This is a genomic window from Bacillus sp. FSL W8-1141 (assembly GCF_038593205.1).
GTDB classification, from domain to species: domain Bacteria; phylum Bacillota; class Bacilli; order Bacillales; family Bacillaceae; genus Bacillus; species Bacillus altitudinis.
Genome location: NZ_CP151973.1, coordinates 2211699 through 2231634, shown reverse-complemented (window position 1 = coordinate 2231634; position 19936 = coordinate 2211699). Strand labels below are relative to the sequence as shown.

Below are 19936 nucleotides of genomic sequence, written 5' to 3'. Positions count from 1 at the left end.
GTCGAGAGCATGGGCGTTGATGTAAACGTCATTTTCCAAATTGCGGGAGTGGGTATCGTCGTGGCTTTTCTCCATACGATTTTAGATCAAATGGGGAAAAAAGAGTACGCACAGTGGGTCACACTGCTTGGATTTATCTACATTTTATTTATGGTTGCTACCATTGTGGATGATTTGTTTAAGAAGATTAAAGCCGTATTTCTATTTCAAGGATAGGGGAGGGCTTACAAATCGAAATTATTCAAATTGTTGGACTTGGTTTAATCGCTACTTTTCTAGCATTAATCGTCAAAGAACAAAAGCCAACCTTTGCCTTTATGCTTGTTGTGTTTACTGGGTGTGTCATTTTCCTTTATTTAATCGATCAAATCTATGCCATTATCTCCATGATTGAAAAAATTGCAGCAAGTGCAGGCGTCAATATGAAATACGTTGAAACCATTTTGAAAATCATTGGCATTGCCTATATTGCAGAATTTGGTGCCCAGCTCACAAAGGATGCTGGACAAGGCGCCATCGCTTCAAAAATAGAGCTTGGCGGCAAGATTCTTATTTTGGTCATGGCGGTACCGATTTTAACGGTCATCATTGAGACGATCCTAGGTATGATCCCGTCCATGACTTGATGGAAAAGAGGTGATGATGATGAAACGGGTGACAGCTGTGCTGGGGTTTATGATGTTCTTTTGGATGATCGTTCCGTATGCAGGTGCAGAAGAAAGTGTGCCTTTATCAAGTGAAGAACCGGTCGCAGAAGAAGTTGCGGGTGGACAGGCTGATGCCTTAGAGCTTCATTCTATCAGTGACTTTTGGGAAACGATATTGGACGAGTATGGCGGCTTTCTGCCTGAAAGCCAAAAAGGTACTGTGAAGGAAATGATCGATGGCGATAAAGAGCTGTCTCCCCAAACGTGGCTGAAGGCTTTTGTTCATTATCTGTTTCATGAGCTGATTGCCAATGGAAAGCTCTTAGGCACACTTATATTACTTACCATCTTTTGTTCGCTTTTGCAGCTTTTGCAAAATGCGTTTGAACAAAGCACTGTTAGTAAAGTTGCATACGCTCTTGTTTATATGGTGCTTATCATTATTGCATTAAACAGTTTTCATGTTGCGATCTCTTATGCAACAGAAGCCATTCAAACGATGACTAGTTTTATTCTTGCTCTTATTCCTCTTTTATTAGCACTTATTGCCTCATCAGGCGGGCTTGTCTCAGCCGGATTCTTTCATCCTGTGATTTTGTTTTTAATGAACACGAGCGGTGTTTTTATTCAATATGTCGTTCTTCCGCTCATCTTTTTATCAGCGATCTTGAGCATAGTCAGTACATTGACCGAACAATACAAAGTGACCCAGCTTGCCCAGCTGTTAAGAAATGTCGCCATTGGCGGGCTCGCTGTTTTTTTAACTGTATTCCTCGGCGTCATTTCTGTACAGGGGGCATCTGCTGCTATCACTGATGGAATCGCTCTTCGCACAGCCAAGTTTATTACCGGAAATTTCATCCCTGTCCTTGGCAGAATGTTTACAGATGCGACAGATACCGTTATCAGCGCCTCTGTGCTGCTGAAAAATACGGTTGGCCTTGTAGGCGTCGCCATTTTGATTTCAATTGCGGCTTTCCCAGCGATTAAAGTGCTGTCGCTCGCTCTGATTTATAAACTGGCCGCTGCGATTCTTCAGCCTTTAGGGGGCGGGCCAATTATTAGCTGCCTTGATGTCATTTCAAAAAGTGTTCTTTATATATTTGCTGCATTAGCTGTTGTATCGCTTATGTTCTTTTTAAGCATTACCGTTATCATCACAGCTGGCAACCTCACCATGATGATGAAGTAAGGAGGGGACACCATTTGAGTTTTCTCACAGAATGGATCACAAGTATTATCCTATTTATTTTATTTGCGATTGTGATTGATCTTTTGCTTCCCAATTCAAGCATGCAGAAGTATGCAAAAATGGTCGTCAGCTTATTGTTAATTGTCGTGATGCTCAATCCGATCTTTGCGTTATTCCGGGCAGATCCGGACCAAATTTTCTCAGAAATCATGAAAGGGAAGGACCAAGCGCAATCAGAAGAAATAAAAAATCAGATGAATTTAGAAAAAAAAGAAATACAAGCTTCACAGCGTGCATATATTTTAAAGCAAATGGCTGTCCAACTAGAAAAAAGCGCAAAGGAGCCACTGGAGAAGGAGAGCTATGAAATGAAACACGTAGAAGTGTTGGCAGATGAGGAGCACCTTGATCAGAATATGGAGGCAGATCAATTTCGCATCAAAGCAGTCCTTGTCCCGCTCACAGGTGATGCTGTAGAAACGGTGGCAAAGGTCGACATTGATCTCTCCAGGCAAAAGGAGGAAAGCGCCGAGACGTCAGCAAAAGAGATGGCGAGGGTGAAAGAGACGCTTGCAGATGTTTGGAATACACGGCCTGAACACATTGCGCTCAACATTGAGGGAGGTGACGCAGCAGATCATGAATAACAAGGACTGGAGACAAAAACTGAAATCAATGTTCCAAGCACCTGAAAAAGGTGAAGGGAAACCAAAATTAACGAAGCACCATTACTTACTACTTGTCTTCATCATCGGCGTGTCATTCATGTTAGTCAGTCAAATTCTGTCACCGCCATCAAGCAAACAAGAGGCTGCTGTTCCTGCGTCTAAAAAAACATCCTCAGAAGAGCAGGCGGTGTTCAAACCATCCTCTTCAGGTAAGTCAAACAACTCGATAGAGGATGTTGAACAAGAATACGAAAATCAGCTGAAAGAAATTTTAGAAACGATCATTGGTGTTGAGGATGTATCCATCGTGGTAAATGTAGACGCAACTTCTTTAAAAGTGTTTGAAAAAAACAAATCCAATAAAAGCACTACGACCGAGGAAACAGACAAAGAAGGCGGCGTGCGAAGTGTCACGGATCAAACAAAAGAAGAAGAGATTGTCATTATTAAAAATGGAAATGAAGAAACACCTGTTGTTGTCCAAACGAAAAAGCCAGACATTCGAGGTGTCCTCGTTGTTGCTCAAGGAGTAGACAACGTTCAAATAAAGAAAACCATCATTGAAGCGGTTACACGAGTGCTTGATGTACCGAGCCATAGAGTGGCTGTTGCCCCTAAAAAAATCAAGGAGGATTCGGAATGATGTTAAAAAAACAAACGGTTTGGCTATTAACGATGCTAAGTTTAGTTGTCGTATTAAGTGTGTACTATATCATGTCCCCACAAGGTGAGAATGCTGTGACAGTAGAAGATACAAAATCAAAAGGAATGGAAGAGAAAAAGACTGAGCCAGAAAAAGGGACTGATAAAGGAACCGAAAAGAACGCAGAAGAGAAATCAACTGACAAAGAAACCAATGCGAAACAAGAAGATGTTGAAACAAGTGGAGAAGAAGGAAAGGCTGTATCAGAGCAGACCGACGATGAACTTTTCACAACCTACAGACTTGAACTGGAAGATAAGCGCAGCAAGCAGCGTGAAGAGTATAACGAAATCGTGTCTAGCGATGATGCAACAGCGCAAGAAAAAAGTGAAGCTTATGATCAAATGACAGCGCTTAGTGAGGCAGAAGGAACAGAGCGTCAGCTGGAGACATTAATCAAAACAAAAGGATATAAAGATGCGCTCGTCAGTGCAGAAGGAGATAAAGTGAACATCACGGTTCGTTCTGATAAAAAATCAAAGTCCCAAGCAGCAGATATTATTGATTTGGTCACAAAAGAAATGAGAGGGCTTGATAACGTAGCCGTCACTTTTGAGCCATCGAATCAATAAAAAATGCACAAGCGCCCTTTTCTGAAAAGGGCGTTTTTTCATGCGGGTTGACGCCCTTTTTCAGGTGCTTGCGCGAGGTGTCTCATCACATTAATAGTTGAATTCAACGAAATCCTCCTGTAAGATGGTTATAGTATGTACTTTTAGTACTAGCCTATAAAAAAAGATAAATCCATACATAGGGGTGCAAATCCATGTTAAAAATTGAAGAGATTCATGAACTAATTAAATTAATTGACGAATCAACAATTGATGAATTTACGTACGAAAATGAAGGCGCAAAAATCAAGTTAAAGAAAAATAAAGAAGTCGTTCAGCAAGTTGCGGCACAAGCACCAGTGGCTCCTGTCCAAGCAGCTCCAGCTCAACAAGCTCCTAAAGCACAAGCTCCAGCTCAGACCGAAGCCCCTGCACAAGAGGGAGCCGCGTCTGAAAACCTGCATAAAATCACATCCCCAATGGTTGGCACATTTTACGCTTCTTCTTCACCAGAAGCAGATCCATATGTGACAACAGGTTCTAAAGTGAAGGAAAACTCAGTTGTATGTATCGTTGAAGCGATGAAACTGTTTAATGAAATCGAAGCAGAAGTAAAAGGCGAAATCGTCGAAGTATTAGCTGAAAACGGTCAGCTTGTAGAATTCGGACAACCCCTCTTTCTAGTGAAAGCAGAGTAAGGAGTACGATCATGATTAAAAAGCTATTAATTGCAAACAGAGGAGAAATCGCAGTTAGAATCATCCGTGCTTGTAAAGAGCTTGGAATTGAAACAGTTGCGGTATTTTCTGAAGCGGATCGTGATGCGCTGCATGTTCAAATGGCTGATGAAGCATATTGCATCGGACCGACTGCTTCAAAAGATAGTTATTTAAATGTGACAAATATTGTCAGTGTGGCAAAACTAACAGGTACAGATGCCATCCATCCAGGATATGGTTTCCTTGCTGAAAATGCAGACTTTGCAGAGCTTTGCGAGGAATGTAATGTCATCTTTGTTGGACCAACTGCGTCAGCAATTTCCAAAATGGGAACGAAAGATGTGGCAAGAGAAACAATGAAGCAAGCTGGAGTTCCAATTGTCCCTGGTTCTCAAGGAATTGTAAAAGATCTTGATGATGCTGTTTCAACAGCAGCTAGTATTGGGTATCCTGTCATTATTAAAGCAACTGCAGGCGGCGGTGGTAAAGGTATCCGTGTGGCTCGCACAGAAGAAGAGCTCATTAACGGTGTCACCATCACGCAGCAGGAAGCAGCACAAAACTTCGGGAACCCAGGTGTCTATTTGGAGAAATTCATTGAAGACTTTAGACACGTTGAAATTCAAGTCCTTGCTGATCAGCATGGGAATACCATTCACTTAGGTGAACGTGATTGTTCTATCCAAAGAAGAATGCAAAAGCTTCTGGAAGAAACGCCATCACCTGCACTAAATGCAGATATTCGTGAGCAAATGGGTGAAGCTGCCGTAAAAGCAGCCGAAGCTGTTGAATACACAGGTGCCGGAACGGTTGAATTCATTTACGATTATAATGAAGAGAAGTTTTACTTCATGGAAATGAATACACGTATCCAAGTAGAGCATCCTGTAACGGAAATGGTCACTGGTGTTGATTTGATCAAAGAACAGATCAAAGTAGCTTCAGGTGAAAAGCTTTCCCTTACGCAAGAGGATGTCGTATACGAAGGCTGGGCGATTGAATGTCGTATTAACGCAGAGAACCCTGAGAAAAATTTCATGCCTTCTGCTGGTGAAATTAAAATGTACCTTCCGCCAGGCGGTTTAGGAGTACGTATTGATTCTGCCGCTTACCCTGGTTATGTGATTCCGCCATATTACGATAGTATGATTGCGAAAGTGATCACATATGGTAAAACGAGAGAAGAAGCAATTGCAAGAATGAAACGTGCGCTTCAAGAATTCGTCATTGAAGGAGTCTACACAACGATTCCATTCCACCTCAGATTACTAGAGCACGAAACATTTGTGAGCGGTAATTTTAATACGAAGTTTTTAGAAACGTATCAAATTATGAAATAATAACAGCTTTCGGAGGTGAATGATCGTGTCAGAAAACAATTTGCTTGAAATGAACCTTGATGAAGATCAATTGGGAAAAGTGCAAATTGCGCCAGAAGTGATTGAAGTCATTGCTGGGATCGCTGCATCAGAGGTCGAAGGAATTGCGGAAATGCGCGGCAACTTCGCTGCTGATGTGGCAGAACGCTTTGGGAAGAAAAATCACCGTAAAGGTGTGAAAGTAGATGTCTCTGATGAAGGCATCACAATTGATGTGTATTGTGTGGTTGAATTTGGCCTATCCATTCCAAAGGTATCCACTGCTGTTCAAGAAAATATCCGTCAAACCCTATTAAACATGACGGCCTTAACGATTAATGAAATCAACATTCATGTCGTTGGCATTCAATTTGATACAAAAACAGCTGAAGCTGAAGTTGATCAAGAAATGTAAAAAGGGTTGAAGTGAAACCAAGGAGGCATTGCCTCTTTGGTTTTTTAAAGCCCATTTTTGGGAAAATTCCGCATGATGATTACGTCACGCATGGAGTGATTCGTTTTTCGTCACAGCTCGCATGGATCTTGGTGCGACTACGGTCAAAATATGTTATGATCTCTGTATGGCTTAACGACAAGCGGATAAAGTGGTTAAAGGAGTAAATAATGAAAAGAAGAACTGCAAGAGAAAAGGCGCTACAAACATTATTTCAAATTGATGTCAGCAATATTGATCCGAAAGAGGCCATTACACATGCGCTGGATGAACAAGAATCAGATCCTTTTTTCGAGGAACTGGTTTTCGGTGTGCTCGAACAAAAGGACAAGCTCGATGACATGATTTCACAGCATCTTGTGAATTGGAAACTTGATCGTATTGCGAACGTAGACAGAGCCATTTTAAGGCTGTCTGTGTACGAAATGGTATATCAAGAAGATATCCCGGTGAGTGTTTCAATGAATGAAGCCATTGAACTGGCTAAATTGTTCGGTGACGATAAGGCGCCGAAATTTGTAAATGGTGTACTTTCAAACATTAAAAACGACCTAAAGCAGCAATAGGAGGATTCGACATGACAGCAACAATCATCGATGGGAAAGAAACAGCAAAAGAAAAGCGTGAACAATTAGCAAAAGAAGTAGAAGAGCTAAAACAAAAAGGAGTCACACCTGGTCTTGCCGTTATTCTAATCGGTGATGATCCGGCTTCACTTTCTTACGTACGCGGGAAGAAAAAAGCAGCAGAAGCCATGGGCATGCATTTCCAGCTTGATCATTTAGATGCTTCTTTAACAGAAGAGGAATTGCTAAAGATGATTGATCAGTACAATGCGAATGATCAATTCCACGGAATTCTTGTTCAGCTTCCACTGCCAAAACATATTTCTGAAAAAGCCGTCATTGAACGAATTTCACCAGAGAAAGACGTAGATGGTTTTCATCCGCTGAATATCGGGAAAATGCTACTTGGGGAAGACACATTCCTCCCTTGCACACCAGCAGGTATTGTTGAATTATTGAACAAAACAGGTGTGGATCTCTCTGGCAAAGAAGTGGTCGTTGTAGGACGAAGCAATATCGTCGGCAAACCAGTTGGACAATTGCTATTAAACGAAAATGCAACCGTCACCTACTGTCATTCAAGAACGGCGAACATTTCAGAACATACGTTAAAAGCGGACATTTTAGTTGTTGCCGTCGGTCGAGCAAACTTTATTAAAGCTGACCAAATTAAAGAAGGCGCTATTGTCATTGATGTAGGAGTCAATCGTCTAGAAACAGGGAAACTTGTAGGGGACGTTGACTTTGAAGCAGCAAAAGAAAAAGCTTCTTACATCACACCAGTCCCTGGCGGAGTGGGTCCAATGACAATTACGATGCTTGCACACAATACGGTTAAATCAGCAAAACGTACATTATCATAAGCTTGATCCATTCATCCACCTGCGTGCTGCCGGTGGATGAATGTGCGTTTTTGAAGAGGAGGAATACGTCATGAGTGAAAAAGCCTTTGTGACGGTCACAGCCCTTACAAAATACATAAAAAGAAAATTTGATGTTGACCCTCATTTAGAAGATATTTGGATCAAAGGTGAGTTATCAAATGTGAAGATTCATTCAAGAGGTCATGTTTATTTCACCTTAAAGGACGAAAATGCACGTATGCAAGCTGTTATGTTCCAGCGCTCCGCGTCCAAGCTACCTTTTTCACCAAAGAGCGGAATGAAAGTGTTCGTACGTGGCGGAATTCAAGTCTACGAACCGAGCGGAAGCTATCAATTATATGCAAAAGAAATGCAGCCTGATGGTGTTGGTGCTCTTCATCTTGCCTATGAAGAGCTGAAGAAGAAACTAGCAAGTGAAGGCTTATTTGATGAGCGCTATAAAAAAACAATTCCTGAATATCCAGAGGTTGTTGGTGTCATTACATCCCCAACAGGAGCAGCTGTTCGAGATGTCATTACCACGATCAATCGGCGCTATCAGCAGGCCAAGATCATTGTGCTTCCGGCATTAGTCCAAGGAGAAAATGCTCCGCGTTCGATTGTGGAACGGATTAAAGAAGCCAATGAAAAACAACTTTGTGATGTCTTGATTGTCGGGAGAGGCGGAGGATCGATTGAAGAACTTTGGGCCTTTAATGAAGAAGCAGTCGCAAGAGCGATCTTCGCATCAGACATTCCAATCATTTCTGCAGTTGGGCACGAAACAGACTTTACCATTAGTGATTTCACTGCAGACATGAGAGCACCCACACCAACAGGAGCAGCAGAACTAGCTGTTCCAAGCACCGCTGATTTAATTGAACGAATCAAATCAATCGACATTCGGTTAACAAGAGCAGTAAAAAATCGAACGTCACAAGCAAAAGACCGTCTTGTGGCACTTCAATCCTCTTATGCTTTCCGATTTCCAAAACGATTACAAGAGCAAAAAGAGCAGCAATTCGATATGATATTTGATCGTTTTCAAAAACAGCTGACAAGACAAATGGAACAAAAACGCAGTCAACTTGACCGCCAAACATATAGACTGAAGCCGCTTCATCCAAAAGAGCAGCTGCTTCAGGCGAAAAAACGTCACGCCAATGAAACAGAACAGCTCGTTCGGAGCATGAATGTGCAAATGAAAACAATTCATTCGCAGTTCCAATCGGTTCTTGGTAAACTAAATGCATTAAACCCGCTTCAAGTCATGGAAAGAGGCTATAGTTTAGCTTATAAAGAAGATGAGCTCATTAAAAGTGTGAATCAAGTAGAAACGAAGGATCAACTGACGATTACAATGAAGGATGGACGTCTGATTTGTGAGGTTATTGAGAAGGAGGGCAATTATCATGACAGAATCAAATAAACAAAAAGAAGAACAAATGACATTTGAAGAGGCCATGAAAGGACTTGAAGAGATTGTGGGAAAGCTCGAAGAAGGCGATGTACCGCTAGAACAAGCTATCCACTATTTCCAAGAGGGTATGACGCTCTCAAAACTTTGCCATGAAAAATTACAGCATGTTGAAAAGCAAATGGATTTCATTTTAAAAGAGGACGGTGAACTGGCTCCTTTTTCTGTGAAGGAGGCAGATGCTGGTGACAAGTAACTTAAACGAATTTTTAACAACACGAAAACATGCAATTGAAGACTATTTATTTACATATGTGCAGGAATTGTCTATTCCAGAAGAGCTGAAATCATCTATGCTTTATTCTCTGAAAGCTGGCGGAAAAAGACTGCGTCCTGTCCTTGTTCTTGCTCTTTTAAATGCGTATGGGAAAAAGGAAGAAGACGGTATACCAGTAGGTTGTGCAGTGGAAATGATTCATACGTATTCCTTGATACACGATGATCTTCCTTGTATGGACGATGATGATCTGCGCAGAGGAAAGCCGACCAACCATAAAGTATACGGCGAGGCAACAGCTGTTCTTGCAGGTGATGCGCTGCTCACTGAAAGCTTCCGTCTGATTACATCGCAATTATCTGACGATGTACCTGCTGATCAAAAGCTTCGAATCATCGATGAACTTGTTACATCAGCAGGTGCACTCGGAATGGTTGGCGGACAATTTGATGATATGGAAGCAGAACAGAAACAAATCCCTCTTTCTGAATTAGAATCGATTCATGCCCGCAAAACAGGAAAGCTACTCACCTTTAGTGTGGTTGCTGGTGCGATACTGGCAGGTGCATCTGATGATGAGATCGAAAAGCTGAGAGAATTCAGCTATCATATTGGCATTGCTTTTCAAATCCGTGATGATATTTTAGATCTTGAAGGCAGCGAAGAGAAAATAGGAAAGCGGATCGGCTCCGATACAGCAAATGAAAAGTCGACATATCCTTCTTTATTAACGCTTTCAGGAGCAAAAGAAAAGCTGGATGAACATATCACTCGTGCGAAAGAAATTGTCTCAAATCTTGAGTTGGAGCAAAACTTGCTGCATGATTTATGCGATCTGATTGCCTCACGAGATCACTAAAAACAGCCTAGATTTGAGGGTCCTCGAGCAATTGTGGTAAACTGTAAACAGTTTATCATGATGAGACAACTCTTATTCCTGAATTGGTTTTCATAGGAATAAGGCATTATATATGTAGATAGAAATTTTGTTGAAAGCGAGTTGATCCTGATTGGATCTTTTATCAATAAAAAATCCAACGTTTCTAAAAGGAATGTCAAATGCAGAATTAGAGGAGCTGAGTGCGGACATTCGCACGTTTTTAATTGAGTCGTTAGCGAACTCTGGTGGGCACATTGGTCCAAACCTTGGTGTCGTTGAACTTACTGTTGCACTTCACAAAGTATTTGACAGCCCGAAAGACAAATTTCTTTGGGATGTTGGACATCAGTCTTACGTTCACAAGCTGTTAACTGGAAGAGGCGCCGAGTTTGATACGCTTCGTCAATATAAAGGGCTCTGCGGTTTCCCCAAACGAAATGAAAGTGAACATGATGTTTGGGAGACTGGACACAGTTCAACCTCATTATCTGGTGCAATGGGAATGGCAGCAGCGCGTGACATTAAAGGAACAGATGAATACATTCTCCCGATTATCGGCGATGGTGCACTAACCGGCGGTATGGCGTTAGAAGCACTGAACCATATCGGGGATGAAAAAAAAGACATGATTGTGATCTTAAACGACAATGAAATGAGTATTGCGCCAAACGTTGGTGCGATCCATACAATGCTTGGCAGACTACGTACAGCTGGTAAATACCAATGGGTAAAGGACGAGCTTGAATACTTATTCAAGCGTATCCCAGCAGTAGGCGGGAAGCTTGCTGCAACAGCAGAACGTATCAAGGACAGTCTGAAATATTTGCTTGTCTCTGGTATGTTCTTTGAGGAAATGGGCTTTACTTACTTAGGACCAGTAGATGGACATTCCTATGAAGATTTGTTTGAAAATCTTGAATACGCAAAGAAAACAAAAGGCCCGGTTCTCCTTCATGTCATCACGAAAAAAGGAAAAGGCTATAAGCCGGCCGAATCTGATAAGATCGGCACATGGCACGGAACAGGCCCTTACAAAATCGACACAGGTGACTTTGTAAAACCGACAGCAGCTGCACCGTCATGGAGTGGTCTCGTCAGTGAAACCGTCAGAAAGCTTGCACGGGAAGATGAGCGGATTGTCGCGATTACACCTGCAATGCCTGTTGGCTCAAAGCTTGAAGGGTTTGCAAAAGAATTCCCTGAGCGAATGTTTGATGTTGGAATTGCAGAGCAGCACGCTGCAACAATGGCAGCCGGACTTGCTACACAGGACATGAAGCCATTTTTAGCGATTTATTCAACGTTCCTTCAAAGAGCCTATGATCAAGTGCTGCATGATATTTGCCGTCAAAATCTCAATGTGTTCATTGGAATTGACCGTGCAGGTCTTGTCGGTGCAGATGGAGAAACACATCAAGGTGTGTTTGACATTGCTTTCATGCGTCATATGCCGAATATGGTTCTCATGATGCCAAAGGATGAAAATGAAGGACAGCATATGGTCAACACAGCCATTCAATATGATGATGGTCCAATCGCCATGCGCTTCCCGCGTGGAAATGGACTAGGCGTCAAAATGGATGAACAGCTGAAAACCATCCCAATTGGTTCTTGGGAAGTTCTTCGTCCCGGGAAAGATGCTGTCATTTTAACATTCGGTACAACCATTAAAATGGCGCTGCAGGCAGCAGAAGAACTGCAAAAAGAAGGGAAATCAATCCGTGTTGTCAATGCACGTTTCATTAAGCCTCTTGATGAAGGCATGTTAAATGAGATACTGTCTGAAGGTTTGCCAATTTTAACAATAGAAGAAGCGGTGCTTCAGGGTGGATTTGGCAGCAGCGTTTTAGAATATATACACGATAAGAAAGCATCTCATATCAAAGTAGAACGTATGGGCATTCCAGATGAATTTATTGAGCATGGAAGTGTCGATGCGCTACTTGAGGAAATTGGACTGACGAAAACACAGGTTGCTGAAACATTGCGTGACCTGCTTCCCGCAGCACCAAGAAAAGGAATTGGATCATGACATCAAAGAAAGAACGACTTGACGTTTTATTAGTCGAACAAGGACTAATGGAAACGAGAGAGAAAGCAAAACGCGCCATTATGGCAGGGATCGTTTACTCAAATGAAAACCGTTTGGATAAGCCAGGAGAAAAAATCGCTCGTGATACCCCGCTGACTGTGAAGGGGAATCCGCTGAAATATGTCAGCCGAGGTGGGCTAAAGCTCGAAAAGGCACTTCAGGAATTTGATTTAACCGTTGAAGGAAAGCTTTTAATTGATATCGGCTCATCAACAGGGGGATTTACAGATTGCGCACTCCAAAATGGAGCAGTCAAATCCTATGCTGTGGATGTTGGTTACAATCAGCTTGCGTGGAAATTACGACAGGATGATCGGGTGATCGTCATGGAACGCACCAACTTCCGCCATTCTGTTCCGGCAGATTTCACCGAAGGATTACCAGAGGTTGCATCTATTGATGTATCATTTATCTCGCTCAAACTCATTCTTCCCGCACTAAAGCATATTCTTATCCCAGGCGGCGACTGTATTGCGCTAGTGAAGCCGCAGTTTGAAGCGGGCAGAGAGCTTGTTGGAAAAAAAGGCATTGTGCGAGAACCTTCTGTACATCTTGGTGTGCTAGAAGAAATGAATCAATTTGCTGCAAAAGAAGGCTATGATGTAAAGGATGTTTCGTTTTCACCGATTACAGGCGGAGATGGAAATATCGAATTTCTCCTCCACTTGGTCCTGCATCCCGATCAAGAAGAGAATACGGCACTTCCAGTATCTGAACTTGAAAAAGTCGTCAAAGAAGCCCATGCCGTATTGAAAGAAAAGAAAAACAGTCCTGAGCCGGCTGACACATGAATTATTGAAACAAAAGGAATAATAGCTCGCTATTATTCCTTTTAGATTGTTGACAAAGGGCTAAAATGAACTTGATTTTAGCCCTTTGTCTTCTTTTCAGCGTGATAGAAAACCTTTGCAGCCCTAGGAAGGACGAGTACTGGCGCACAGCGAATTTGGGATTCGTGAGCACCAGAGCGCAGGACTGACAAAGAATGCGAGGGTTTGTCTACATGCTGAACGGAATAATCGCTCGCTATTATTCCTTTTTACATGGTCAAAAGATCAGAATTGACCGTTTCTCACGTAATGCTTGTTTTTTGAAGTGTGCATCATATAACATAGAACGTAAAGACAAACTGAGATTCTAACGTCTAGGGGGGTCAAAATGAACAAAGGTCAAAGACATATTAAGATTAGAGAAATTATCGCAAGCCAAGAAATCGAAACACAAGACGAATTAGTCGATATTTTGAAAGCGGATGGATATAACATCACACAGGCGACCGTATCAAGAGATATCAAAGAACTGCATTTAGTCAAAGTGCCAACAAATAACGGAACATATAAATACAGCCTTCCTGCAGATCAGCGGTTTAACCCGCTATCGAAATTAAAGCGTTCCTTAATGGACGCATTTATTAAAATGGATGCTGCCAGTCATTTAATCGTTCTAAAAACAATGCCTGGGAACGCTCAAGCCATCGGTGCTTTAATGGATAATTTAGATTGGGAAGAAATTATGGGAACCATTTGTGGGGATGATACCATCTTAATCATTTGCCGCACGCCAGACGATACGGATACCGTTTCGTCCAAAATTTTAGAGCTTCTATAAAGAGATCAGGTTTACAAAAAGAGGTGTCAAATGAGTGTTAGCAGAACTAACCATTAAAAACTTTGCAATCATTGAGGAGTTAACGGTTTCGTTTGAAAAAGGACTCACAGTTCTAACAGGGGAAACAGGTGCCGGAAAATCAATCATGATTGACGCTGTCTCACTTCTCGTAGGGGGAAGAGGATCATCCGAATTTGTCCGTTATGGCGAAAAAAAAGCAGAGCTGGAAGGTCTTTTTCTTGTACCAGCAGATCATCCTGTATTTGCCCTTTGCGAGGAGCAAGGAATTGATGCATCTGATGAAATGATGATTCTTCGCCGTGATATCAATCAAAGCGGGAAAAGCATTTGCCGCATTAATGGTAAGCTTGTCACCATCTCGCTTTTAAGAGAAGTTGGCCGGCTTTTGCTTGATATACATGGCCAGCACGATAATCAGCTGTTAATGGAGGATGAAAATCATTTGCATTTGCTTGATCAATTTGGAGCAGAAGAAATTGCACCTGCTCTCTCGCAGTATCAAGAAGCGTATGATCAATATATGAAGACGGCGCAAAAACTCAAACAGCTGTCTGAAAATGAACAGGAAATGGTTCATCGGTTAGACTTATTGCAATTTCAGCTGGAAGAGATTGAAGCGGCACAATTAGAGCCTGGGGAAGATGAGAAGCTTCAAGAGGAACGTCATCAAATCAGCAATTTTGAAAAAATCTTTTCCTCGCTTCAAAACGCATATAATGCTCTGCGTAATGAGCAGGGAGGACTTGATTGGGTTGGAATGGCTTCAAGCGAGCTTGAGCAAGTTTCTGAGATCAACGACGATCTGAAAAAGCTCTCTGAGCAAGTGTCAAACTCCTATTATTTATTAGAAGATTCTACTTTTCAAATGCGCAGCATGCTTGACCAATTAGAATTTGACCCAGCCCGTCTTGATTTTATTGAGTCTAGGCTAAATGAGATGAAGCAGCTGAAGCGAAAGTACGGCACAACCGTTGAGGAAATTTTAGAATATGCGGCTAAGATTGAAGAGGAGATAGACCAAATCCAAAATCGGGACAGCCATTTGCAGACACTTAAAAACAAACTTGATGCGATAAGCCGGGATGCATTGCTTGAAGCGCTTAACGTGTCAGAGCTCCGTAAAAAATGGGCGAAAAAACTGGCGAAGCACATTCAAACTGAATTGAAGGATTTATATATGGAGAAGTCTTCTTTTGATACCGCTTTTACGATTCGATATGCACCTTTTGGCAGTACGGACTACCCGCTTTTAGATGGAAAACCCGTACAGCTTGGGAAAAATGGCATAGATCAAGCGCAATTTGTCATTTCTACAAATCCGGGTGAACCGATGAAATCTTTGTCAAAAGTAGCATCTGGAGGAGAAATTTCACGTGTCATGCTGGCAGTGAAAAGTATTTTCTCAGCGAAACAAGAAGTGACGTCCATTATATTTGATGAAGTGGATACGGGTGTTAGCGGCAGAGTCGCACAAGCCATTGCTGAAAAAATTTATAAAGTAGCAGCAGGCTCACAAGTACTCTGTATTACCCATCTGCCGCAAGTTGCAGCAATGGCTGATACACATCTTTTTATTTCAAAACGCGCTAAAGCTGGTAGAACAATGACGAACGTCAAACCACTCAGTGATGATGAAAAAGTGAGTGAAATTGGCCGAATGATTGCTGGTGTAGAAGTCACTGAGCTCACAAAACAGCATGCAAAAGAATTACTGCACCAAGCAAATGATGTCAAAACGACAGGGTAGCTGAAACAACAGCTGCCTTTTTTATATTGTCTCATATTCGCCGTATATACGCATGAAATCGTCTTTTTCTTTTATCAATTTATCCAATCATTTTCTAAAGGTGTCGGTTATAAATCCTCGCTAAGAAGGCAAAAGTAAAGATGTAGCCAAAACATTAATGTTCTGGTGTGGGTAAGGAGCGAGGAGAGTGAAAAATGAATGCCCGAAAAGATGAGAAAAGCCATTGGTGTGATTCTCCTTGTTTCTTTAATAAGTACAGGGTTTATGAGCATAGTGAAGGAATATATCAGCATTCCAACAACTGTCGCAGTATTTGAACACGAGAAGCATTCGATTGATACGTCCATTGAAGCGTCAGCCAATGCTTCTTCACCAGCCTTTAGTCTTTCAGAGAAAAAGAATCAACTTGAAGTAACGGGACAAAAGGCGGGAAAAGCCGAAATTGTTTATGATTTTAAAGGATTTCCTATTAAGAAAACAAAAGTCGATGTTCTTCCCGAATTAAAAGTCATTCCTGGAGGACAATCCATTGGCGTCAAACTCCATTCTGTCGGAGTTCTCGTTGTCGGTTTTCATCAAATCACAACAGCAGACGGCAAAAAATCACCAGGTGAAGCTGCAGGCATTCAATCAGGGGATATGATCATTGAGATCAATGGTCAGAAAATGGAGAAGATGAATGACCTCACCCCATTTATTCAGAAAGCCGGAAAAACGGGGGAAACCCTTCATTTACTCATAAAAAGAGACCATAAAACCTTTCAAACGACATTAACACCCGCGAAAGATGCAAGTGAAGGTACTTATCGAATCGGTCTTTATATTCGTGATTCCGCAGCAGGAATCGGGACGATGACCTTCTTTGAACCATCTTCTAAAAAATATGGCGCCCTTGGGCATGTGATTTCTGACATGGATACAAAAAAACCAATCGTGGTCGACAATGGTGAAATTGTCAGATCAACTGTCACATCCATTGAAAAAGGGACAGGAGGCAACCCTGGAGAAAAATTGGCCAGGTTTTCTTCCGAAAGAAAAACGATAGGTGATATTTCACGTAACAGTCCATTCGGTATATTTGGTACGTTAACCGAAAAACTTGAAAATCATGTAGCAGACAAACCACTTCCCGTCGCATTATCAAATGAAGTAAAAGAAGGTCCAGCCGAAATATTAACGGTTGTGGACCATGATAAAGTAGAGAAATTTGATATTAAAATCGTCAGCACAACACCGCAAAAATTCCCGGCAACAAAAGGAATGGTGCTTAAAGTAACAGATGAACGCTTATTAAGCAAAACGGGCGGGATTGTTCAAGGAATGAGCGGAAGTCCGATCATCCAAAATGGCAAAGTCATTGGAGCGGTCACTCACGTGTTCGTCAATGACCCGACAAGCGGATACGGCGTACACATTGAATGGATGCTGTCAGAAGCAGGAATTGATCTTTATCAAAAAAACAAAAAAGCAAGCTGATGAAAAACTGCCGCGAATCTTCCGGCAGTTTTTTTCTACCCTTTCTTTCTCTTCCATCATGTTATAAAATAAGGAAAAAGAGATTTTTCGACAAAATGGAAAACAGTGTGTTGTCAAATTGCAATAATCGTCGATTCATTAAGAAAAACGTAGAAAAAGCTAGATAATGCTCTATTATTCGGAAAATTAAACTTTTTTAAAGGGGATAGCATGGTTTTGTCGAATTGAACACTCAGAAGAGAAATGCAAAAGACTAAGGAATCGACATTGGGGAGGAAAGAACGTGGAGAAAATTAAAGTGTGTGTAGCTGATGACAATCGAGAACTTGTTGGCCTTTTGACAGAGTATATTGAGGGACAGGAAGATATGGAAGTACTTGGCGTGGCGTATAATGGTCAGGAATGTCTGACATTATTTAAAGATAAAGAGCCCGACGTTCTCCTCTTAGATATTATCATGCCTCATTTAGACGGTCTTGCTGTACTGGAACGCCTCCGTGAAAACAAAGAAATGACCAAACAGCCAAGTGTCATTATGCTGACGGCTTTCGGACAAGAAGACGTAACGAAAAAAGCAGTCGATTTGGGTGCATCCTATTTCATTTTGAAACCATTCGATATGGAAAACCTCGTAGGTCATATTCGTCAAGTCAGTGGAAACGGCACACAAGTCAGCCATCGATCTTCATCTATCCAAAACAGTGTCCTTCGCAGCAAACCTGAACCGAAACGTAAGAACTTAGATGCGAGCATTACGACGATTATTCATGAGATTGGCGTGCCAGCTCATATTAAAGGCTATTTATACTTAAGAGAAGCCATTTCGATGGTGTACAATGATATTGAACTACTCGGCAGTATTACAAAAGTATTGTACCCAGACATTGCAAAGAAATTTAACACGACAGCCAGCAGGGTAGAACGAGCGATTCGTCATGCCATTGAAGTGGCTTGGAGCAGAGGGAATATTGACTCCATTTCGTCACTCTTTGGCTACACAGTCAGCATGTCAAAAGCCAAACCGACCAATTCCGAATTTATTGCCATGGTGGCTGATCGTCTGCGTTTAGAGCATAGAGCAAGCTAAGTCACCTTCCATAAAAAAACGTTTCTTCAATGAGGCGTTTTTTTATTTTCGTAAAATATTGCTAAAAAATGGTTATGTTGATAAAATCATCTTTAATGTTTAAATTGGACAAACGGGTCGCTTTATTTTCAGAATAAAATGAAAAATAAAGCATGAAAGAAATGAATAGGACATAAAATAGTGGTAATCAGCTACGCTAATCAATTGGCTTATAGAAGAAGAAAACGCTCATTCGTAAGAAAAAGGATGAGAGGAAAAGGTCTTATGTAATTAGTAAATAAAGTAAATGAGATCGAAAGTTCTATTTCTATTGACCTGATTGGTTGGCGTTTTAAAGTCACTGGCTTCTTAGAGATTGTGCCATTTGAACTGAATATTCCCATTGTCGAATTTAATAATTTTCACATTCTTTTACTATGCTATAATAATGAAAAGAAGAGGGTGAGGTTATGGGAAAGCTGAAAATCCACTCTGCTGAGGTTGCGAACGAAATTAGCAAGTGGACGAGGGTCATTTCTCAGAATGACCTAGAAAAATCTGCTGTCTATAAAGAGAAAATTCAGAATTTGCTAAAAAATACAGATGAGGATCGAGAAGTTCTTCTTTATTATCAGCTAGTCGACGGCAGACATGAAATGTTACTTGGAAATATTGAAAAAGCCAATCAGATTATGAAAAGTGTCGGAACGCTGGATGAAAAAGCAGATGACATTATTAATTTTTATTTTTACTTTTATAAAGGCCAATATGCTGCCTATGTCAAAAAATATGATGAGGCGATTAGTTTTTATAAGATTGCTGAGCAGCGGCTAAAACGTGTGAATGAAGATCTTGAAGTAGGAACTTTTCATCATAAAGTCGCTTCCATTTATTACGAACTGAAGCAAAATTTCATTTCCATTAATCATATTAAAAAAGCCATTGATACGTTTAAAGCGCATGAGGAATATACCGCACAGGCGATTGACAGCTTAATTTTACATGCGAGCAACTGTATTGATTTACTACAGTTTGATGAAGCTGAGGAAAAGTACCAAGAGGCACTTGAGAAAAGTAAGCGCATTAACAATGAAGTGCTGATTGGGAAGTGCTATCACAATTTAGCGGTTCTTTATTACGCAAAACCTGATTATGAAAAAAGTGCGCAATACGCCAAAAAAGGGATGAGCATTCAAATTCATCGCGACAATAGCCATTATTTCATCCAATCTTTATATGTTCTCGCAAATGCCTTAGTTCATTTAGGAGATCATGAGGCGAAAGAATATATTAAAGAGGGGATTCAATATAGCTGTGATATCCAAAATAATGAATATATAGTAAAATTTGAAATTTTGGATTTGATGTGCGAAAATAGTGGAGCAGCAGACGTATTCTCTGAAAAATTAGACTACATAGAAAAAAATAGATTATATGTGGAGCTTGAGGATTTGTCTGAACAAATATCGAAATACTTCAAGGAACGAAATGATTATCAAAATGCCATTCGTTTTCTTGAAAAGAAATTCGATGCACAAATACTTCAAAAGAAAGTGGAGGTTATCTTATGAAAAAGTTGTTGTTAGGTGTAACAATCGTTACAGCAGTCGCAGTTGTTTCTTCCCTTTTTG

General features: G+C 41.1%; 21 protein-coding genes. All 21 read left to right on the top strand.

From position 1 onward, the window contains the following. Positions 1 to 9: 9 nt before the first annotated feature. The 21 genes from spoIIIAC to NSQ52_RS11240 all read left to right on the top strand — a co-directional run bounded on the left by spoIIIAC (position 10) and on the right by NSQ52_RS11240 (position 19876). Positions 10 to 216, top strand: coding sequence for a stage III sporulation protein AC (spoIIIAC, locus tag NSQ52_RS11340; protein WP_003153142.1), 207 nt, complete (start codon positions 10 to 12; stop codon positions 214 to 216). After that, positions 213 to 626: a stage III sporulation protein AD gene (gene spoIIIAD / locus NSQ52_RS11335; RefSeq protein ID WP_087978339.1), complete on the top strand. Its 414-nt coding sequence runs from the start codon at positions 213 to 215 to the stop codon at positions 624 to 626. The genes spoIIIAC and spoIIIAD overlap by 4 nt, the downstream gene beginning before the upstream one ends. A 19-nt stretch (positions 627 to 645) precedes the next feature. Next, on the top strand, positions 646 to 1839 hold the full coding sequence (gene spoIIIAE / locus NSQ52_RS11330; RefSeq protein WP_017357967.1) for a stage III sporulation protein AE: 1194 nt from the start codon (positions 646 to 648) through the stop codon (positions 1837 to 1839). Positions 1840 to 1853: 14 nt separating this feature from the next. Continuing rightward, a complete protein-coding gene (spoIIIAF, locus tag NSQ52_RS11325; RefSeq protein ID WP_024718859.1) occupies positions 1854 to 2486 on the top strand; it encodes a stage III sporulation protein AF in 633 nt (210 codons plus the stop codon). Further along, positions 2479 to 3150: a stage III sporulation protein AG gene (gene spoIIIAG / locus NSQ52_RS11320; RefSeq protein WP_035390787.1), complete on the top strand. Its 672-nt coding sequence runs from the start codon at positions 2479 to 2481 to the stop codon at positions 3148 to 3150. Before spoIIIAF ends, spoIIIAG begins: the two co-directional genes overlap by 8 nt. Then, positions 3150 to 3782: a SpoIIIAH-like family protein gene (locus tag NSQ52_RS11315; RefSeq protein WP_173408461.1), complete on the top strand. Its 633-nt coding sequence runs from the start codon at positions 3150 to 3152 to the stop codon at positions 3780 to 3782. Before spoIIIAG ends, NSQ52_RS11315 begins: the two co-directional genes overlap by 1 nt. A gap of 194 nt (positions 3783 to 3976) precedes the next feature. After that, entirely contained in the window at positions 3977 to 4459 is a 483-nt protein-coding gene (accB, locus tag NSQ52_RS11310) for an acetyl-CoA carboxylase biotin carboxyl carrier protein (protein ID WP_024718862.1), read from the top strand. Between the two features lie 11 nt (positions 4460 to 4470). Then, on the top strand, positions 4471 to 5820 hold the full coding sequence (gene accC, locus NSQ52_RS11305; protein ID WP_024718863.1) for an acetyl-CoA carboxylase biotin carboxylase subunit: 1350 nt from the start codon (positions 4471 to 4473) through the stop codon (positions 5818 to 5820). A 25-nt stretch (positions 5821 to 5845) separates the two neighbouring features. Then, positions 5846 to 6253 carry an Asp23/Gls24 family envelope stress response protein gene (locus NSQ52_RS11300; RefSeq protein WP_017357965.1) on the top strand — a complete coding sequence of 136 codons (408 nt, stop codon included), beginning with the start codon at positions 5846 to 5848 and terminating at the stop codon, positions 6251 to 6253. A 209-nt stretch (positions 6254 to 6462) separates the two neighbouring features. Then, positions 6463 to 6858, top strand: coding sequence for a transcription antitermination factor NusB (gene nusB, locus NSQ52_RS11295; RefSeq protein ID WP_012010530.1), 396 nt, complete (start codon positions 6463 to 6465; stop codon positions 6856 to 6858). A gap of 11 nt (positions 6859 to 6869) precedes the next feature. Continuing rightward, positions 6870 to 7721 (top strand): bifunctional methylenetetrahydrofolate dehydrogenase/methenyltetrahydrofolate cyclohydrolase FolD, encoded by an 852-nt coding sequence (folD, locus tag NSQ52_RS11290; protein WP_007501171.1) that lies wholly within the window; start codon positions 6870 to 6872, stop codon positions 7719 to 7721. Between the two features lie 70 nt (positions 7722 to 7791). Next, positions 7792 to 9150 (top strand): exodeoxyribonuclease VII large subunit, encoded by a 1359-nt coding sequence (gene xseA, locus NSQ52_RS11285; RefSeq protein ID WP_274660595.1) that lies wholly within the window; start codon positions 7792 to 7794, stop codon positions 9148 to 9150. After that, positions 9134 to 9394: an exodeoxyribonuclease VII small subunit gene (locus tag NSQ52_RS11280; protein WP_003215880.1), complete on the top strand. Its 261-nt coding sequence runs from the start codon at positions 9134 to 9136 to the stop codon at positions 9392 to 9394. The genes xseA and NSQ52_RS11280 overlap by 17 nt, the downstream gene beginning before the upstream one ends. Next, on the top strand, positions 9384 to 10274 hold the full coding sequence (locus NSQ52_RS11275) for a polyprenyl synthetase family protein (RefSeq protein ID WP_284725452.1): 891 nt from the start codon (positions 9384 to 9386) through the stop codon (positions 10272 to 10274). The genes NSQ52_RS11280 and NSQ52_RS11275 overlap by 11 nt, the downstream gene beginning before the upstream one ends. 151 nt (positions 10275 to 10425) lie before the next feature. Further along, entirely contained in the window at positions 10426 to 12327 is a 1902-nt protein-coding gene (gene dxs, locus NSQ52_RS11270; RefSeq protein WP_007501165.1) for a 1-deoxy-D-xylulose-5-phosphate synthase, read from the top strand. Continuing rightward, positions 12324 to 13178 (top strand): TlyA family RNA methyltransferase, encoded by an 855-nt coding sequence (locus tag NSQ52_RS11265; RefSeq protein WP_007501164.1) that lies wholly within the window; start codon positions 12324 to 12326, stop codon positions 13176 to 13178. The genes dxs and NSQ52_RS11265 overlap by 4 nt, the downstream gene beginning before the upstream one ends. A 367-nt stretch (positions 13179 to 13545) precedes the next feature. After that, positions 13546 to 13995, top strand: coding sequence for a transcriptional regulator ArgR (gene argR / locus NSQ52_RS11260; protein WP_007501163.1), 450 nt, complete (start codon positions 13546 to 13548; stop codon positions 13993 to 13995). A gap of 34 nt (positions 13996 to 14029) precedes the next feature. Next, positions 14030 to 15763, top strand: a complete 1734-nt coding sequence (gene recN, locus NSQ52_RS11255) for a DNA repair protein RecN (protein WP_342473342.1) — start codon at positions 14030 to 14032, stop codon at positions 15761 to 15763. Positions 15764 to 15961: 198 nt separating this feature from the next. Further along, complete coding sequence (spoIVB, locus tag NSQ52_RS11250; protein ID WP_007501161.1) at positions 15962 to 17239, top strand: SpoIVB peptidase; 1278 nt, start codon at positions 15962 to 15964, stop codon at positions 17237 to 17239. A gap of 283 nt (positions 17240 to 17522) precedes the next feature. Further along, positions 17523 to 18326, top strand: coding sequence for a sporulation transcription factor Spo0A (spo0A, locus tag NSQ52_RS11245; protein WP_342473341.1), 804 nt, complete (start codon positions 17523 to 17525; stop codon positions 18324 to 18326). Positions 18327 to 18775: 449 nt separating this feature from the next. Beyond that, positions 18776 to 19876 (top strand): Rap family tetratricopeptide repeat protein, encoded by a 1101-nt coding sequence (locus NSQ52_RS11240; RefSeq protein WP_019743381.1) that lies wholly within the window; start codon positions 18776 to 18778, stop codon positions 19874 to 19876. Positions 19877 to 19936 lie beyond the last annotated feature (60 nt).

Coding starts and splice junctions, on each gene's coding strand:
- spoIIIAE (WP_017357967.1), top strand. CDS start 646: ATGAAACGGGTGACAGCTGTGCTGGGGTTTATGATGTTCTTTTGGATG.
- NSQ52_RS11280 (WP_003215880.1), top strand. CDS start 9,134: ATGACAGAATCAAATAAACAAAAAGAAGAACAAATGACATTTGAAGAG.
- accB (WP_024718862.1), top strand. CDS start 3,977: ATGTTAAAAATTGAAGAGATTCATGAACTAATTAAATTAATTGACGAA.
- NSQ52_RS11240 (WP_019743381.1), top strand. CDS start 18,776: ATGGGAAAGCTGAAAATCCACTCTGCTGAGGTTGCGAACGAAATTAGC.
- accC (WP_024718863.1), top strand. CDS start 4,471: ATGATTAAAAAGCTATTAATTGCAAACAGAGGAGAAATCGCAGTTAGA.
- nusB (WP_012010530.1), top strand. CDS start 6,463: ATGAAAAGAAGAACTGCAAGAGAAAAGGCGCTACAAACATTATTTCAA.
- spoIIIAC (WP_003153142.1), top strand. CDS start 10: ATGGGCGTTGATGTAAACGTCATTTTCCAAATTGCGGGAGTGGGTATC.
- spoIVB (WP_007501161.1), top strand. CDS start 15,962: ATGCCCGAAAAGATGAGAAAAGCCATTGGTGTGATTCTCCTTGTTTCT.
- folD (WP_007501171.1), top strand. CDS start 6,870: ATGACAGCAACAATCATCGATGGGAAAGAAACAGCAAAAGAAAAGCGT.
- argR (WP_007501163.1), top strand. CDS start 13,546: ATGAACAAAGGTCAAAGACATATTAAGATTAGAGAAATTATCGCAAGC.
- spoIIIAG (WP_035390787.1), top strand. CDS start 2,479: ATGAATAACAAGGACTGGAGACAAAAACTGAAATCAATGTTCCAAGCA.
- NSQ52_RS11265 (WP_007501164.1), top strand. CDS start 12,324: ATGACATCAAAGAAAGAACGACTTGACGTTTTATTAGTCGAACAAGGA.
- xseA (WP_274660595.1), top strand. CDS start 7,792: ATGAGTGAAAAAGCCTTTGTGACGGTCACAGCCCTTACAAAATACATA.
- NSQ52_RS11315 (WP_173408461.1), top strand. CDS start 3,150: ATGTTAAAAAAACAAACGGTTTGGCTATTAACGATGCTAAGTTTAGTT.